This is a genomic window from Streptomyces sp. NPDC052040 (genome assembly GCF_044548405.1).
Lineage (GTDB): Bacteria > Actinomycetota > Actinomycetes > Streptomycetales > Streptomycetaceae > Streptomyces.
On the sequence record NZ_JBIUBV010000005.1, the window covers coordinates 167836 to 183549 of the forward strand.

At 71.5% G+C, this 15714-nt stretch carries 13 protein-coding genes and 2 tRNA genes; 9 read left to right on the forward strand and 6 right to left on the reverse strand.

The features are described from left to right. Nucleotides 1–139 precede the first annotated feature (139 nt). Both ACIHAA_RS13465 and ACIHAA_RS13470 read right to left on the reverse strand, forming a co-directional pair. The gene (locus ACIHAA_RS13465) at nt 140–655 is read right to left on the reverse strand and encodes an NUDIX hydrolase (protein ID WP_399816413.1); all 516 of its coding nucleotides are present in this window, start codon (nt 653–655) and stop codon (nt 140–142) included. Next, entirely contained in the window at nt 652–2118 is a 1467-nt protein-coding gene (locus tag ACIHAA_RS13470; protein WP_399816415.1) for a zinc-dependent metalloprotease, read from the reverse strand. Before ACIHAA_RS13470 ends, ACIHAA_RS13465 begins: the two co-directional genes overlap by 4 nt. Before the next feature lie 190 nt (nt 2119–2308). Here ACIHAA_RS13470 and ACIHAA_RS13475 point away from each other — a divergent pair, with 190 nt between their 5' ends. The 4 genes from ACIHAA_RS13475 to ACIHAA_RS13490 all read left to right on the forward strand — a co-directional run bounded on the left by ACIHAA_RS13475 (nt 2309) and on the right by ACIHAA_RS13490 (nt 5670). After that, nucleotides 2309–3472 (forward strand): SDR family oxidoreductase, encoded by a 1164-nt coding sequence (locus ACIHAA_RS13475; RefSeq protein WP_399816417.1) that lies wholly within the window; start codon nt 2309–2311, stop codon nt 3470–3472. A 153-nt stretch (nt 3473–3625) separates the two neighbouring features. Further along, entirely contained in the window at nt 3626–4087 is a 462-nt protein-coding gene (locus ACIHAA_RS13480) for a molybdenum cofactor biosynthesis protein MoaE (RefSeq protein ID WP_399816419.1), read from the forward strand. Between the two features lie 240 nt (nt 4088–4327). Continuing rightward, nucleotides 4328–4492: a hypothetical protein gene (locus ACIHAA_RS13485; protein WP_399816421.1), complete on the forward strand. Its 165-nt coding sequence runs from the start codon at nt 4328–4330 to the stop codon at nt 4490–4492. An 80-nt stretch (nt 4493–4572) separates the two neighbouring features. Beyond that, nucleotides 4573–5670 (forward strand): PDZ domain-containing protein, encoded by a 1098-nt coding sequence (locus tag ACIHAA_RS13490; protein ID WP_399816423.1) that lies wholly within the window; start codon nt 4573–4575, stop codon nt 5668–5670. Between the two features lie 115 nt (nt 5671–5785). Here ACIHAA_RS13490 and ACIHAA_RS13495 read toward each other — a convergent pair whose 3' ends face one another. Continuing rightward, entirely contained in the window at nt 5786–6328 is a 543-nt protein-coding gene (locus ACIHAA_RS13495) for a PPA1309 family protein (protein WP_399816425.1), read from the reverse strand. 173 nt (nt 6329–6501) lie between these two features. Between ACIHAA_RS13495 and ACIHAA_RS13500 the strand changes: the two genes are divergently transcribed. The 4 genes from ACIHAA_RS13500 (at nt 6502) to ACIHAA_RS13515 (ending at nt 11959) form a co-directional block, all read left to right on the forward strand. Next, entirely contained in the window at nt 6502–9471 is a 2970-nt protein-coding gene (locus ACIHAA_RS13500; protein ID WP_399816769.1) for a UPF0182 family protein, read from the forward strand. A 41-nt stretch (nt 9472–9512) separates the two neighbouring features. After that, nucleotides 9513–9586, forward strand: a tRNA-Met gene (locus ACIHAA_RS13505). Between the two features lie 319 nt (nt 9587–9905). Beyond that, nucleotides 9906–11738 carry a tetratricopeptide repeat protein gene (locus ACIHAA_RS13510; protein ID WP_399816427.1) on the forward strand — a complete coding sequence of 611 codons (1833 nt, stop codon included), beginning with the start codon at nt 9906–9908 and terminating at the stop codon, nt 11736–11738. A gap of 147 nt (nt 11739–11885) precedes the next feature. Then, nucleotides 11886–11959, forward strand: a tRNA-Met gene (locus tag ACIHAA_RS13515). A gap of 197 nt (nt 11960–12156) precedes the next feature. Here the strand turns inward: ACIHAA_RS13515 and ACIHAA_RS13520 are convergent. Further along, nucleotides 12157–12573: a Fur family transcriptional regulator gene (locus ACIHAA_RS13520; protein WP_399816429.1), complete on the reverse strand. Its 417-nt coding sequence runs from the start codon at nt 12571–12573 to the stop codon at nt 12157–12159. 144 nt (nt 12574–12717) lie between these two features. On the opposite strand from ACIHAA_RS13520, the gene ACIHAA_RS13525 reads away from it, so the two are divergent. Next, nucleotides 12718–14172 carry a catalase gene (locus ACIHAA_RS13525; RefSeq protein WP_399816431.1) on the forward strand — a complete coding sequence of 485 codons (1455 nt, stop codon included), beginning with the start codon at nt 12718–12720 and terminating at the stop codon, nt 14170–14172. A 102-nt stretch (nt 14173–14274) separates the two neighbouring features. On the opposite strand, the gene ACIHAA_RS13530 is transcribed toward ACIHAA_RS13525, so the two are convergent. Then, nucleotides 14275–14676, reverse strand: coding sequence for a cyclic nucleotide-binding/CBS domain-containing protein (locus ACIHAA_RS13530; protein ID WP_399816433.1), 402 nt, complete (start codon nt 14674–14676; stop codon nt 14275–14277). A gap of 208 nt (nt 14677–14884) precedes the next feature. Continuing rightward, nucleotides 14885–15685, reverse strand: coding sequence for a histidinol-phosphatase (hisN, locus tag ACIHAA_RS13535; protein ID WP_399816435.1), 801 nt, complete (start codon nt 15683–15685; stop codon nt 14885–14887). Nucleotides 15686–15714 lie beyond the last annotated feature (29 nt).

Consider the following 15714-nt stretch of genomic DNA (forward strand, 5'->3'; position numbering starts at 1 on the left):
GGGGGCCCCGCCACACACCCGGCCCTTGGTGGGGCCGGCCGCGCGGGGCGGGTAGCTCGGGCTTGGGGTTGGGGGGGGGGGGGGCCGGGGTGATCACCGGTCCACCCCCCACCCGTAGCCCCTCGTGCCCGCGTCCGGCTCACAGCCGGGCGCGCGTCGCCTCCAGCAGGCGTACGACCGAGTCGTCCGCCACGGTCGCCACCTCGTCGTAGGGGAACCAGCGCAGGTCCAGCGACTCGTCGCTGATCGCCGCCACGGCACCGGCCGGAGCGAGCGCCGCGTACTGCACATCGAGATGCCAGGCACACGGTGTGTGATGGCGGTCCAGGCGCACCGGGCCGCCGGGCAGCAGCGTCAGACCCGCGATGCCCGACTCCTCCGTCGCCTCCCGCAGGGCGGCCGCCGCCAGCGTCCCGTCGCCCGGCTCGCAGTGGCCGCCCATCTGGAGCCACATCCGCAGCTTCCTGTGCAGGGTCAGGAGTACCCGGCCGTGCTCGGCGTCGACCACCAGGGCGCTCGCCGTGATGTGCCCGTCCCGGCAGGCCTTCCACAGGCCGTCCGGGTGCGCCGCCAAGTGGTCCAGATAGAGCCCGCGCAGCTCCTCCTGGTCCGCGTACCCCTTCAGGACGAGGACCGCGTCGTCGTGGAGGCTCACTCGGCGCCGTCACCCCGGCTGTCGCCGGTCCCGCCGGTCCCGTCCGCCTCGCCGTCGTCCTTCTTCGGCTTCGGCCGGTCCGTCGTCCCACCGGTGCCGCCCGCCGCCTCGCCGAGCATCCTGTCCAGCTCGGAGAAGTCCAGGTGCTCACGGTGGACGAAGCCGTCCGGGTCGTCCAGGTCGGACGCCGTGGGCAGCATGTCCGGGTGCGCCCACAGGCCGTCCCGGCCGTCCACACCGCGCGCGTCCGTGAGCGAGGCCCACAGCCGGGAGGCGTCCCGCAGCCGGCGCGGACGCAGCTCCAGACCGATCAGCGTGGCGAACGTCTGCTCGGCCGGGCCGCCCGAGGCACGGCGGCGGCGCAGGGTCTCCCGCAGCGCGTCCGCGGAGCCCAGCCGCGGCTTCGCCGCCGCGTGCACCACCGCGTCCACCCAGCCCTCGACCAGCGCCAGCGCCGTCTCCAGACGGGCCAGGGCCGCCTTCTGCGCCGGGGTGTCCTCCGGCTGGAACATGCCCTGCTGGAGCGCCTGCTGAAGCTCCTCCGGGTTCTGCGGGTCGAACTGGCCGACCACGTCCTCCAGCTTGGCCGTGTCCACCTTGATCCCGCGGGCATAGCCCTCGACCGCGCCGAACAGATGCGAACGCAGCCACGGCACATGCGCGAACAGACGCTGATGGGCGGCCTCCCGCAGCGCGAGATACAGCCGCACCTCCTCCTCGGGCACCCCCAGGTCCTTGCCGAGGGCCTCGATGTTCAGCGGGAGCAGGGCGGCCTTCCCGGCCGGACCCAGCGGCAGGCCGATGTCGGTGGACCCGACGACCTCGCCCGCGAGCACACCCACGGCCTGCCCGATCTGCGTACCGAACATGGCGCCGCCCATGGACCGCATCATGCCGATCAGCGGGCCCGCCATGACCTGCATCTCCTCCGGCAGGACATCGCCCATGGCCGCGCCGACCCGCTCGGCGACCGGGTCCACCAGCTCCTTCCACACCGGCAAAGTCGCTTCGACCCACTCCGCGCGGCTCCAGGCCACCGCGGAGCCCGCACCCGACGGCAGCGACGTCGCGTCGTCGAGCCACAGGTCGGCGAGGCGGACCGCCTCCTCGACCGCCGAGCGCTCGCCGGGGCTCACACTCGCGTCCTTGGTGCCGTCCGCGGTGCCCTGGGACACCGTCTGGCGGGCGATCTGCTTGGCCATGTCCCAGTTCACCGGGCCGCCCTCGTAGGAGAGCATCTGGCCCAGCTGCTGGAACGCGGCGCCCAGGTCGTTGGGGTTCAGGGAACCGAACATCGCGGCGAGCGGGTTGTCGGCGCCGGCTCCGCCGGCTCCGGACGGCCCGAAACCGAACGGATTGGCCGGTCCCTGACCACCACCGCTCTGCTGGTCCTTCTTCTTGCCCTCGTCGCCGTTCTCCGGCTCCTCCGGCGGAAGGCCGAATCCGAATGGGGTGTCACTCACGGGATTCCTCGGCTGGTAAGGCCACCGGCTTTCTCCGGCGGCTGGCTGCCCGACAACACACCCAGCGTAGACACCCCGGCGCGATCGGGCCTGAGTGCTCCGCCGACAGCTGGCCTGCGGCAGGATGGATGCCACCTGGTACGGCCGCGCACACCGCGCCCGCACTGAAGACAACCGCTGGAGACGCCCGGTGAGTTCCCCAGATCCGCAGGTTCGCGCAGCGCGAAACCAATCGGCCCGCCCGTCGCCCGACGACCGGCCGCGACCGGCCGCGCAGCGCGCCGACGAGATGCCCGCCCCGCGCGGGCCCGTCGTCGCGGTCACCGGCGCCGCCTCCGGGGTGGGCGCGCTGCTCACCGAGCGGCTCGCCGACTCCGGCGAGATCAAGCGGGTCGTCGCCATCGACGAGCGGCGCGGGGAGTGCGCGGCCGCCGAGTGGCACATCCTGGACGTCCGGGACCCGGCGATCGCGGAGAAGCTGCGGGGCGCGGACGTCGTGGTGCACCTGGCGCTCGACCTCGACCTGGAGTCGGACCCGGCGGCGCGCACCGCGTACAACGTGCGGGGCACCCAGACCGTGCTGACGGCCGCCGCGGCCGCCGGAGTGCACCGGGTGGTGCTGTGCACCTCGGCGATGGTCTACGGGGCGCTGCCGGACAACGAGCTGCCGCTGTCGGAGGACGCCGAGCTGCGTGCCACGGCCGAGGCCACCGGCGTCGGCGACCTGCTGGAGATCGAGCGGCTGGCGCGGCGGGCACCACGGGCGCACCCGGGTCTCAATGTCACCGTCGTCCGCCCGTCCGTGCTGGCCGGCGGCCCTGACACCGCGCTGACCAGGTACTTCGAGTCGCCGCGGCTGCTGGTGGTCGCCGGGTCGCGGCCGGCCTGGCAGTTCTGCCATGTCGAGGACCTGTGCAGCGCCCTGGAGTACGCCGTCCTGGAGAAGGTGGAGGGGGAGCTCGCCGTCGGCTGCGACGGCTGGCTGGAACAGGAGGAGGTCGAGGAGCTGAGCGGGATCCGGCGGATGGAGCTGCCCTCCGCGGTCGCTCTCGGCGCCGCGGCCCGGCTGCACCGGATCGGACTCACGCCCTCGCCCGCCGGTGACCTCGCGTACACGATGTACCCGTGGGTGGTGAGCGGCAGCAGGCTGCACGACGCCGGGTGGCGGCCCCGGTGGACGAACGAGGAGGTCCTCGCGGAGCTGCTGGAGGAGGCGTCCGGACGGCACACCGTGGCGGGGCGGCGGCTCGGGCGCAAGGACGCGACGGCGGCGGGCGCCGCGGGCGCCACGGTGGCCCTGCTCGGCGCGGCCGCGGTGGTCCGCCGGGCCCGGAAGGCCCGGCGGCGGATCTGACCTCCGGGGAGGGGCCGGGGCTGCGGGCGCGGAGAGCCGCCCGCTCCCGGCTCACAGCACCCGCACCGCTCGTAGAACCCTCCGAAGGAGCCCCCGCCCCTGCTGGACGGATCTTGTCTTTCTCGGTCGGGAGGCGTGCGGCACGATGGGGGCATGGCACCCCACAGCGACCACCCCGGTGAGAGGGCGGCGGACGATCCCGTCAAGCTGCTCGCGATCCGCGACACCCCCCTCTCCGTCGACGAGGTCTTCCGGGCCGTCGGCGACGACGCGGCCGGAGGGACGGCGCTGTTCGTCGGGACCGTCCGCAACCACGACGCCGGGGCGGACGTCGACGAGCTGGGCTACTCGTGCCACCCCGGCGCCGAGGCGGAGCTGCGGCGGATCGCCGAGAAGGTCGCCGCCGACCACCCGGTCCGCGCCCTCGCCGCCGTCCACCGCGTCGGGGACCTCAAGGTCGGCGACATCGCCGTGATCGTCGCCGTGGCCTGCCCGCACCGGGGCGACGCCTTCGAGGCGTGCCGCCGACTGATCGACGACCTCAAGCACGAGGTGCCCATCTGGAAGCACCAGCGGTTCTCCGACGGGACGGAGGAGTGGGTCGGCGCCTGCTGACCCCGGCGCGCTGCCCGGGGTCCCGCGCCTCCTGGAGCCCCCACGCAACCCCGGAACCGACACGCGCCCCCGGCGTACGCCGACGTCCCCGCCCCCGGAACGCCGCTCTTCTCCGAGGTCGGCCAAGCTGTCACCGGATTTCCGGTTGCGTAACCGCACCCCTGACGCGAGCGTTGACAGGGCGGATGGTTAATCTGCTGATCAGTCAGTTGCGGTCGCTCATGGGGTTGGGAGGTCGGCATGGCGGCGCTCGCCTGGTTGCTGATTCCGCTGTTGGCTGCCATCGGTGCCGGAGTGTGGGGGAGCTGGGCCGGCCGACATCGCAAGGCCGCGGGCGACGGCTCCGAGCTGGCCGGATACGCGCGCTTCCGTGAGGCCATGGAGAAGTCCCACTCCGGTACCTGAGGGACGGCCGGGCCCGGGCCGTCCACACCTGTGGACGGCCCCGGGGGTGCACTGACAGGACCGTCCCGTACTGTCGTTCCATGCCACGCCGCACCGCGACGATGCTCGCCTCCACCCTGATGCTGATCGCGCTCCTGTGCGCGGGAGTGTTCATCAAAGTGCCGTACTCGGAGATGTCGCCGGGGCCGACGGTGAACACCCTGGCCGAGCACGACGGCGAGCCGGTGCTGCAGATCTCCGGGCGCAAGACCTATCCGGCGACGGGCCATCTGAACATGACCACCGTCCGGGTCACCAGCGCCGAGTACAACATGAACCTGGTCGAGGCCGTCTACGGCTGGCTCGCGCACGACACCAAGGTCGTCCCGCACGAGGCGCTCTACCCGGACGGCAAGACCGAACAGCAGTCCACTCAGGAGAACGCCGAGGAGTTCACCCAGTCCCAGGAGAGCGCCAAGGTCGCCGCCCTGAAGGAGCTGAACATCCCGGTGAAGTCCTGGGTGATCGTCGCCACCGTCCTCAAGGGCTCGCCCGCCGAGGGCAGGCTGCACGCCGGAGATGTCGTCAAGGCGGTCGACGGGACCGCCGTCAAGGGACCCGACGACGTCGCCAAGCTGGTCACCAAGCACAAGCCCGGCCAGGACGTCGTCTTCACCATCGTGCCCGCCAAGGAGCAGGCCGCCGCGGAGAAGGCGCAGAAGACGGCCACCCGGACCGAGAACGTGACGATCACCACAGCCGCCTCCCACGACGACGGGCGGCAGCGGGCCATCGTCGGGATCTCCGCCGGAACCGATCACACGTTCCCGTTCACGATCGACATCAAGCTCGCGGACGTCGGCGGACCCAGCGCGGGACTGATGTTCGCGCTCGGCATCGTGGACAAGCTCACCCCGGGCGACCTCACCGGCGGAAAGTTCGTGGCGGGCACCGGCACCATCGACGACGGCGGGAACGTCGGCCCGATCGGCGGGGTCGAGATGAAGACCGTCGGCGCCCGCGACAAGGGCGCGCAGTACTTCCTCACGCCCAAGGACAACTGCGCGGCCGCCGCCAAGGACGCCCCCGAGGGCCTCACCCTGGTCCGGGTCAACACCATCGACGACGCGCTGAACGCCCTCAAGGACATCCGCAGCGGCAAGACCGCCGCCCTGCCGCAGTGCACCAGCAAGGGCTAGGCAGGGACATAACGGGGGCACCGGGCGCAGCGGGCGCGGTGGCTCCGCCCCTGGGGTGCCCACCGGGGCGGGGGCGCGTGGAAGTCCGGCGCGCCCCGCCCCGTAGAGCGTGCTCTCAGTCCTCGAATGTCGCCGACAGTGCCTCGGCGAGCCCCGGCACCAGGTCCGGGCCCGTCAGCACCTCCGTCGGCGAGTCCTTCTCGCGCAGCCGCACGGCCGCGTCGCGCGCCCCGTCCCGCAGCACCGCCACCGTCATCCGCACCTCCTGGCGGTCCGGGTGCTCGGCGACCCAGCGGGTGAGCTTCTTCCCGCTCAGCCCCGCGGGAACCTGGGCCTCGGCGGACGGGGGCAGCATCAGCCGCTCCACGGCGAGCGCGCACCCGACCACCGCGTCGGGCCAGGCGATCGTGGCGAGGAAGTCGTCCAGCGGCCGGTCGGCGGGGACCTCCTCCTGTTCGATCGGGGTGAGGCCCGCGGCCTCGGACTCGACCTCCAGACCGAGCTGGGCCGCGAGTGAAGGTTCCTGGACCCGCAGTCGTGCGGTGTCGACGAGGGCGAAGAGGCGAGCGGGCTGGTCCCACCCGAGGCCGGAAACGTACTCGTCGATCTCGAGCACGGCCCGGGTGAGGGGACTCGCTGCCATGGGAGTGTTGGACATGGTCACAATCCTGCCTCGTTCCCACCCGGAATCGGGAACCGAGTAAAGCGCCAGTAAGTTGCATAGGTGGGGCTCCGCGATCGTGGAGCCTCATCCGTGGTCCGCGTTCGCGGGGGCCTGACGGATCACACGGATCGACAGCGAACTTCGAGGTGCGCACCTTGGCTTTCCAGATGCCGGACCGCGGCGGAGGCCCGACGGGGCCGCGGATCAGAGTGGGCCGCCCCTCCGGGCGTGCCCGGACCCTGCTCATGACACTGGGGGTCCTCGCCGTCCTCGGCATGGCGTTCATCATGTTCGCCGGCGTCTGGACGGACTGGCTCTGGTACCGGTCGGTGAAGTACTCGTCCGTCTTCACGACCACCCTGTGGACCAAGATCGGGCTGTTCTTCGTCTTCGGCCTGCTGATGGCGGCCGCGGTCGGCCTCAACATCTGGCTCGCCCACCGGCTGCGGCCGCCGCTGAGCGCCATGTCCATGGAGCAGCAGAGCCTGGACCGGTACCGGATGGGCATCGCGCCCTACAAGAAGTGGCTGCTCCTCGGGATCACCGCCCTGGTGGGCCTGATCGCGGGCGCCTCCGCCGCGGGCCAGTGGCAGACCTGGCTGATGTGGGTCAACGGCGTGCCCTTCCACCAGAAGGACCCCCAGTTCCATCTGGACGTCTCCTTCTACGCCTTCGACCTGCCCTGGTACCGCTTCCTGCTGGCCTTCGGCTTCGCCGCGACGGTGCTGTCCCTGATCGCCGCAGCGGCGACCCACTACCTCTACGGCGGCCTCCGCCTCACCTCCCCGGGAGCGCGCGCCACCGCGGCCGCGACCGGCCATCTGTCGGTGCTGCTCGGCGTCTTCGTCGCCCTGAAGGCCGTCGCCTACTGGCTCGACCGCTACGGACTCGCGGTCAAGTCCAGCGACTTCAAGGCGACCGGCGACTGGACCGGCCTGCGATACGTCGACGCGAACGCGTATCTCCCCGCCAAGACCATCCTGTTCTGCATCGCGGTCATCTGCGCCCTGCTGTTCTTCGCCACCCTGTGGCGGCGCACCTGGCAGCTGCCCGTCATCGGCTTCGGCCTGATGGTGCTGTCCGCGATACTCATCGGGGGTCTCTACCCGGCGATCGTGCAGAAGTTCCAGGTCCAGCCGAACGAGCAGGCCAAGGAAGCGCCGTACGTCGCCAAGAACCTCAAGGCGACCCGCGAGGCCTACGGCATCGACGACGCCCAGGTCACCGAGTACCCCGGCACCACCGGTACCAAGGACAAGGACAAGCTGCGCGCGGACGCCGACGCCACGGCGAGCATCCGCCTGCTGGACCCCAATGTCGTCTCGCCGACGTTCCAGCAGTTGCAGCAGATGAAGAACTACTACGCCTTCCCGACCAACCTGGACGTCGACCGCTACACCAAGGACGGCAAGGACCAGGACACGGTCATCGGCCTGCGCGAACTCAACCTGGCGGGCATCCCCAAGCAGAACTGGATCAACGACCACTTCCGCTACACCCACGGCTACGGCGTGGTCGCCGCCAAGGGCACCACCGCCGACGCCAACGGCCAGCCCGTCTTCACCGAGTCCGACCTGCCCTCCTCCGGTGACCTCGGCACCTACGAGCAGCGGATCTACTACGGCGAGAAGACCACCGAGTACTCCATCGTCGGCGGTCCCCAGAAGGAGATCGACTACTCCGACGACAGCGGCGAGAAGACCACCTCCTACCGCGGCAAGAGCGGCGTCAGCCTGTCCAACCCGCTCAACCGGGCCGCCTACGCCGTCGCGTTCGGGGAGCCGCAGATCCTCTACTCGGGCGCCATCGGCGACGGCTCGCGGATCCTGTACAACCGCACGCCCAAGCAGCGCGTGGAGGCGGTCGCGCCCTGGCTGACCATCGACGGAGACGCCTACCCGGCGGTCGTCGACGGCCGGATCCAGTGGATCGTCGACGCCTACACCACGACCAACGGCTACCCGTACGCCTCCCGCACCACCCTCGGCGACACCACGGCGGACTCGCTGACCGCGGGCAACACCCAGCGCGCGGTCATGGCCCAGCAGAACCGGGTCAACTACATCCGCAACTCGGTGAAGGCGACCGTCGACGCCTACACCGGCGAGGTCAAGCTGTACCAGTGGGACACCAAGGACCCGGTGCTGAAGACCTGGATGAAGGCCTTCCCGGACACGGTGAAGCCGCGGAGCGACATCTCCCCGTCGCTGATGTCCCATCTGCGCTATCCGCAGGACCTGTTCAAGGTGCAGCGCGAGCTGCTCACCCGCTACCACGTCAAGGACGCGCAGACGTTCCTCAGCGGCAGCGAGGTGTGGCAGGTGCCCAACGACCCCACCAACAGGTCGGGCAACGCGGTTCCGCCGTACTACCTGAGCATGAAGATGCCCGACCAGTCCGCGCAGGCCTTCTCGCTGACGACGACCTTCACGCCGAACGGCCGGGACAATCTGAGCGCCTTCATGGCGGTCGACGCCGAGGCGGGCAGCCCCGACTACGGCAAGATCAGAATCCTGAAGCTGCCGACCAGCAAGACGGTCGACGGGCCCAAACAGGTGCAGAGCCAGTTCAACTCCGAACAGGACATCGCCGAGTCGATCAGGCTCCTCAAGGGCGGCGACTCGGACATCGAGTACGGCAACCTGCTGACGGTCCCGATCGACGGCGGCCTGCTGTACGTCGAGCCCGTCTATGTCCGCGGCGGTGGCCTCAAGTACCCCCTGCTGCGCAAGGTGCTGGTGACCTACGGCGGCAACACCGCGTTCGAGGACACCCTCGGCCAGGCGCTCGACAAGGTATTCGGGGCCGAGGCCTCGACCTCCCCGCCGGACACCGGGACCACCACCCCGCCGACCACCCCCGCCAACCCGACGGTCCAACAGGCGCTCCAGGACGCCCAGAAGGCGTACGACGCCGGGCAGGAGGCCCTGAAAAAGGGCGACTGGGGGGCGTACGGGCAGGCGCAGAAGGATCTCCAGGACGCGCTGAAGCGGGCCGAGGAGGCCCAGACCGCGCCCCGGCCGTCCCCGGGCGGCACCGGCGGCGGACAGGCGAGCGGACAGACGGACGGAAAGAAGAGCGGACAGGCGAGCGGCACCGGTCCGTCCGCCGCACCGAGCGGTTCGCCCGGCGGCTGACCGGGCACCCTCCGCGCCGTGATACAGTTGGATCACAACGGCGCGGGGTGGAGCAGCTCGGTAGCTCGCTGGGCTCATAACCCAGAGGTCGCAGGTTCAAATCCTGTCCCCGCTACTGAAGTCGAGGGCCCGGATCCTGATCAGGATCCGGGCCCTCGGTGTGTCCGGACGTACGCGGGGGCGTGCGGCGGAGCGAAGAGGGGGCAGGCGGAAGAGGGCGTGCGACGCCATGCGCGGCAGTGCGACCGGGGCGTACGGCGACACGCGGAGGCGTGCGGTGTGACCTGCCGACTCGGGTGAAGTGGCGCCGAATGTACGGGCAGTTGGCCGACTCTGTGTTTGACTTGTCTCTCTGTGGGCATGTCGACAAAACGCTGAAGTGACCTCACTGGCTGCGGTATACGAGGTGTACCCGGGTTGCGGGTGGTGCGACGATGGACGTTATGGGGGACAAGGCAACTCTGTTCGAATCAGGGCGAATTGTGCGGCCTGCCGAGCCGGACGGGGCGGGCGGGACCAGTGAGGCCGTGGAAGCGGGGGAGGCCATCGAGGAGGTGCGCCAGCGGATCGCCGCCGAGGCCGGCGACGTCGAGGCGATGAGCGTCCTCGGCGCCCTGCTGCTGCGCCGGGGCGACCTGGACGGGGCCGAGCCGCAGCTGCGGGCCGCCACCGCCGCGGGCGACCGGGCCGCCGCCAACAACCTGGGGGTCCTGCTCCACCAGCGGGGGTACCCGGACGAGGCCGCGGGCTGGTGGCGGGTCGCCGCCGTCGCGGGGTCCGCGGCGGCCGCGCACGCGCTCGGGCGGCACCACCGCGAGCGCGGCGACGAGCCCGCCGCCGAGTACTGGCTGCGCCAGTCCGCCGAGCAGGGCCACACCCTCGGCGCCTACGCCCTCGCGGATCTGCTGGAGCACCGTGGCGACGAGGGCGCCGTGCCCTGGATGCGGGCCGCCGCCGAGCGCGGGCACCGCGAGGCCGCCTACCGCCTGGCGCGGACGCTGGACCGCAGGGCCCTGGAGGTCCATGGAACCGGCGATGACAACGGTGTCGGCACCGAGGCCGCGGAGGAGGCCGAGCAGTGGTACCGGCAGGCCGCCGCGCGCGGACATCGCAGGGCCGCGCTGCACCTCGGGGCGATCCTGGAGAAGCGGGGCGACCTCAAGGAGGCCGGGCGCTGGTATCTGACGAGCGCCAAGGACGGCGAGGCGCGCGCCGCGTGCGCGCTCGGCTTCCTGCTGCGGGACGCGGGGGACACCGAGAGCGCCGCCGTGTGGTGGCTGCGCGCCGCCCAGGAGGGCGACGGCAACGCGGCGAACGCGCTGGGCGCGCTGCACGCCGAGCGGGGCGAGACCCAGACCGCCGAGCGCTGGTACCGGGCCGCGATGGACGCGGGCGACAACAACGGCGCCTACAACCTCGGGCTGCTCTGCGCCGAGCAGGGCCGCACCGCGGGCGCCGAGCAGTGGTACCGGCGGGCGGCCTACACCGGCCACCGCGAAGCGGCCAACGCGCTCGCCATCCTGCTGCTCCAGGGTGGCGACACGACCGGCGCCGAACCATGGTTCTCCAAGGCCGCCGAGGCCGGAAGCGTCGACGCCGCCTTCAACCTCGGCATCCTGCACGCCGGACGCGGTGCCGACGCCGCCGCCCTGACCTGGTACGAGCGGGCGGCCGCCGCCGGGCACACCGAGGCGGCCCTCCAGGTCGGCATGGCCCGGCTGCGGGAGGGGGACGAGCAGGCGGCCGAGCGGCATCTGCGGTGCGCCGCCGGGGGCGGCAGCGCCGAGGCCGCCTACCGGCTGGCCACCGTGCTGGACGCCCGCCGTCCACCGCCCCCCGCGCACGAGCTGGGGGAGCCGTCGCAGGAGAAGTCGGAGTGCGAGGAGTGGTACGAGCGGGCGGCGACCCAGGGGCACCGGCGGGCGCAGGTGCGGGTCGGGATGCTGGCTGCGGCGCGCGGTGATGTGGTGGAGGCGGCCCGGTGGTACCGGGAGGCGGCCGAGGGCGGATCGCGCAACGGCGCGTTCAACCTGGGGCTGCTGCTCGCCCGCGAGGGCAGCGAACCGGAGGCCGCCCTGTGGTGGCAGCGGGCGGCGGACGCCGGGCACGGCCGGGCGGCACTGCGGCTGGCCCTCGTCTACGCGCGGCGGGGCGAGCTGGCGGAGGGCCAGCGGTGGGCCGACCGCGCCGTCAGCCTCGGCCCCGCCGAGGTGTCCGAACGGGCCGAGCGGCTGCGGGACGCGCTGCGGCAGGAGCTGTCGGCCTGACGGCCCCTGCTCGCCCGGTGTGCCGGGTCCGGCGGGGCGGCGGGCCGTCCGGTGCCCCGCGCCGGGGCTGCCGTCGCCACGGCGCGGGGCGTCCGTGAAAGCGATTTGCTTCTGTCCGAGCCGTTGACGTAATGTTCAGTTCACCGACGCGGGGTGGAGCAGCTCGGTAGCTCGCTGGGCTCATAACCCAGAGGTCGCAGGTTCAAATCCTGTCCCCGCTACTGAAGGACCAGGGCCGGAATCCGAAAGGGTTCCGGCCCTGGTCTGTTTCCGGTCATGGGTGCATCCCGTCGACAACCGTGCCGCAGGCGGAGAGTACGCGGGCGCGTCCCGGGGAAGATCAGTCGCCATGGACGCGCCCCGCACAGCACAGGATCCCGGCACCTCGTCGGTACCGGGGTCCGGGGAAGAGCCGTGGTTACGCCGTCCCGCAGTCCGGGCACAGGCCGCGATACGTCATCTCGACGCCCGAGACCGTGAAGCCGAAGCGCTCCGAGTCCGGGAGGTCGGCCATCGGGTCGCCGGTCGGATGCACGTCGCGGATCGCACCGCAGCGGGCGCAGACCAGGTGATGGTGCGGCCGGTGCGCGTTCGGGTCGTAGCGCTTGGCGCGCCGGTCCGTCGCGACTTCCAGCACCTCGCCGAGGGAAACCAGCTCACCCAGCGTGTTGTAGACGGTCGCCCGGGAGATCTCGGGCAGTCTTGCCACGGCCCGCGCATGCACCTCGTCGGCCGTCAGATGGACGTGCTCACCGTCGAGGACCTCGGCCACGACGCGCCGCTGCGCGGTCATACGCCATCCGCGTCCGCGCAGCCGTTCCAACAGGTCACTCATGCAGACCAGCCTAACAGCTATGGGGACCAGGTCCCGAACGTGTGTGACTTTGGAGCTTTGCTTGACTTAGACATTGTCCATTGTAGGATCGAGCTCGGCTTTGGCCAAGCGACAGGGTTGGTCGGAAACGACGCAGGAGGCGCAGTGACGCAGGGACCGCTCACGACGGAAGCCGGTGCTCCGGTAGCCGACAACCAGAACAGTGAGACCGCGGGCGTCGGCGGCCCGGTTCTCTTGCAGGACCAGCTCCTTCTGGAGAAGCTGGCCCACTTCAACCGGGAGCGCATCCCGGAGCGCGTGGTGCACGCCCGCGGCGCGGGCGCCTACGGCACCTTCACCGTCACCGCCGACGTCACCCCGTACACGCGCGCCGCGTTCCTGTCCGAGCCCGGCAAGCAGACCGAGGTCTTCGCGCGCTTCTCGACCGTGGCCGGCAACCTCGGGTCCCCGGACGCGGTGCGCGACCCCCGCGGCTTCGCGCTGAAGTTCTACACCGAAGAGGGCAACTACGACCTCGTCGGCAACAACACCCCGGTGTTCTTCGTCAAGGACGCCATCAAGTTCCCCGACTTCATCCACACCCAGAAGCGCGACCCGTACACCGGTTCGCAGGAGCCGGACAACGTCTGGGACTTCTGGGGTCTGTCGCCCGAGTCCACCCACCAGGTGACCTGGCTGCACGGCGACCGCGGCATCCCGGCGTCGTACCGCCACATGAACGGCTACGGCTCGCACACCTACCAGTGGAACAATGCGGCCGGCGAGGTCTTCTGGGTCAAGTACCACTTCAAGACCGACCAGGGGATCAAGACCCTCACCACCGACGAGGCCGACAAGCTCGCCGGTCAGGACCCCGACTCCCACCAGCGCGACCTGCGCGAGGCCATCGAGCGCGGTGACCACCCGAGCTGGACCGTGCAGGTCCAGATCATGCCCGCGGCGGACGCGGCGGCCTACCGCTTCAACCCGTTCGACCTCACCAAGGTGTGGCCGCACGAGGACTACCCGCCGATCGAGATCGGCAAGATGGAGCTCAACCGCAACCCGGAGAACATCTTCGCCGAGGTCGAGCAGTCGATCTTCAGCCCCGCCCACTTCGTGCCGGGCATCGGCCCCTCCCCGGACAAGATGCTCCAGGGCCGCCTCTTCGCGTACGGCGACGCCCACCGCTACCGCGTCGGCGTCAACGCCGACCACCTGCCGGTGAACCGTCCCCACGCCGCCGAGGCGCGCACCAACTCCCGCGACGGCTATCTGTACGACGGCCGCCACAAGGGCGCGAAGAACTACGAGCCGAACAGCTTCGGCGGCCCCTTCCAGACCGACCGTCCGCTGTGGCAGCCGTTCGACGGCTTCACGCCGGGCACCGGCACCCATGAGGCCCCGGTGCACGCCGAGGACAACGACTTCGTGCAGGCGGGCAACCTCTACCGGCTGATGTCCGACGGCGAGAAGGAGCGTCTGGTCGCCAACCTCTCGGGCGCCATCTCGAAGGTCTCGCGCGACGAGATCGCCGAGCGTGCGATCAACAACTTCCGCCAGGCCGACGGTGACCTCGGCAAGCGCCTGGAGGCCGCGGTCCAGGCCCTGCGCGGCTGACCCGGGTTGGACCGCTTGCCGTAGGGGACGGGCCGGACTCCGTGAGGGGTCCGGCCCGTTCGCATGCCCCGGCCCGGCCGTGGCAGGGGCGGGCGGGCCCGGCTAGACCGTCGCGGCGGGGACCCGCCGCCGGGCCGGGGCCCAGCAGCGGATGATGTCGCGGACCGAGACGACCCCGACCGGTTCGTCGCGGTCGAGCACGATCAGATGGCGGAAGCCGCCGTGGGCCATGGCCGCCGCGGCTTCCTCCAGGGTCCACGCGGGTGCGGCGAACACGACGTCCGTGGTGGTGTGGGCGTCGGCCCGCTCGGTGTCGGGATTCTGGCCGAGGCCGACCGAATTGAGGATGTCGCGCTCGGTGAGGATCCCGAGGCCGCCGGCGTTCGGATCGAGGACGACGGCCGCGCCGACGCGGCGGGCGGACATCAGGGTCGCCGCCTGGCGGAGGGTGTGTGCGGGGCCGATGGTGAGGACCATCGTGCTCATGGCGTCTCGGACGAGCATGGGGCGGATCCACCTCCTGGAGAGTGCTGTCATGCACTGGCACAGGGCCCCGGATCCGAAGGATGCCGCCCGCCGGAGACGCCTGCTCCTCACTTCACAAGTTCACAAGTGGGAGATTTCCAGGGTCGCAGGCAAAGCCCCGGTCAACAAGAGGCGCGCGTCATGAGTTCGGGGGGCGCGCGAGGTACGCAGGGGGACGGGTGGTGCTTCAGCAGCGGCCGTTCAGATGGTCGAGCAGCTGGTCGTGGAGCAGCCCGTTCGACGCGGCCGCGTTGCCGCTGTGCGGCCCCGGGCGGCCGTCGAGGCCCGTGAAGGAGCCGCCCGCCTCGCTCACGATGACCGAGTTCGCCGCCATGTCCCACAGGGACAGCTCCGGCTCGGCGCAGAGGTCCACCGAACCCTCCGCGACCATCATGTACGGCCAGAAGTCGCCGTAGCCGCGGGTGCGCCACACCGTGCGGGTCAGCTTCAGAAAGCCGTCCAGCCGTCCCTGCTCCTCCCAGCCGGACAGCGAGGAGTACGCGAAGGAGGCGTCGGACAGCTCGGAGACCTGGGAGACCCGGAGCCGGGACGCGGAGGTCAGATTGCGGCCGCTGAACGCGCCGTGCCCCTCCGCCGCCCACCAGCGGCGGCCCAGCGCGGGCGCGGAGACCAGGCCGACCACCGGCCGGTAGCCGCCCTCGCCCGCCTCCATCAGGGAGATCAGCGTGGCCCAGACGGGCACCCCGCGGACGTAGTTCTTGGTGCCGTCGATCGGGTCGACGACCCAGCGGCGCGGCCCCGTGCCCTCGACGCCGTACTCCTCGCCCAGGACCGCGTCCCGCGGCCGGGCGCGCTGCAGGTGCCCGCGGATCACCTCCTCGGCCGCCTTGTCGGCCTCGGTCACCGGCGTCATGTCCGGCTTGGTCTCGACCTTGAGGTCGAGGGCCTTGAACCGGGCGATGGTCGCGGCGTCCGCGGCGTCCGCGAGTACATGGGCGAGCCGCAGGTCATCGAGATAGTCGGGCATGACCGAACGGTATCCGTCCGGTCCGGCGC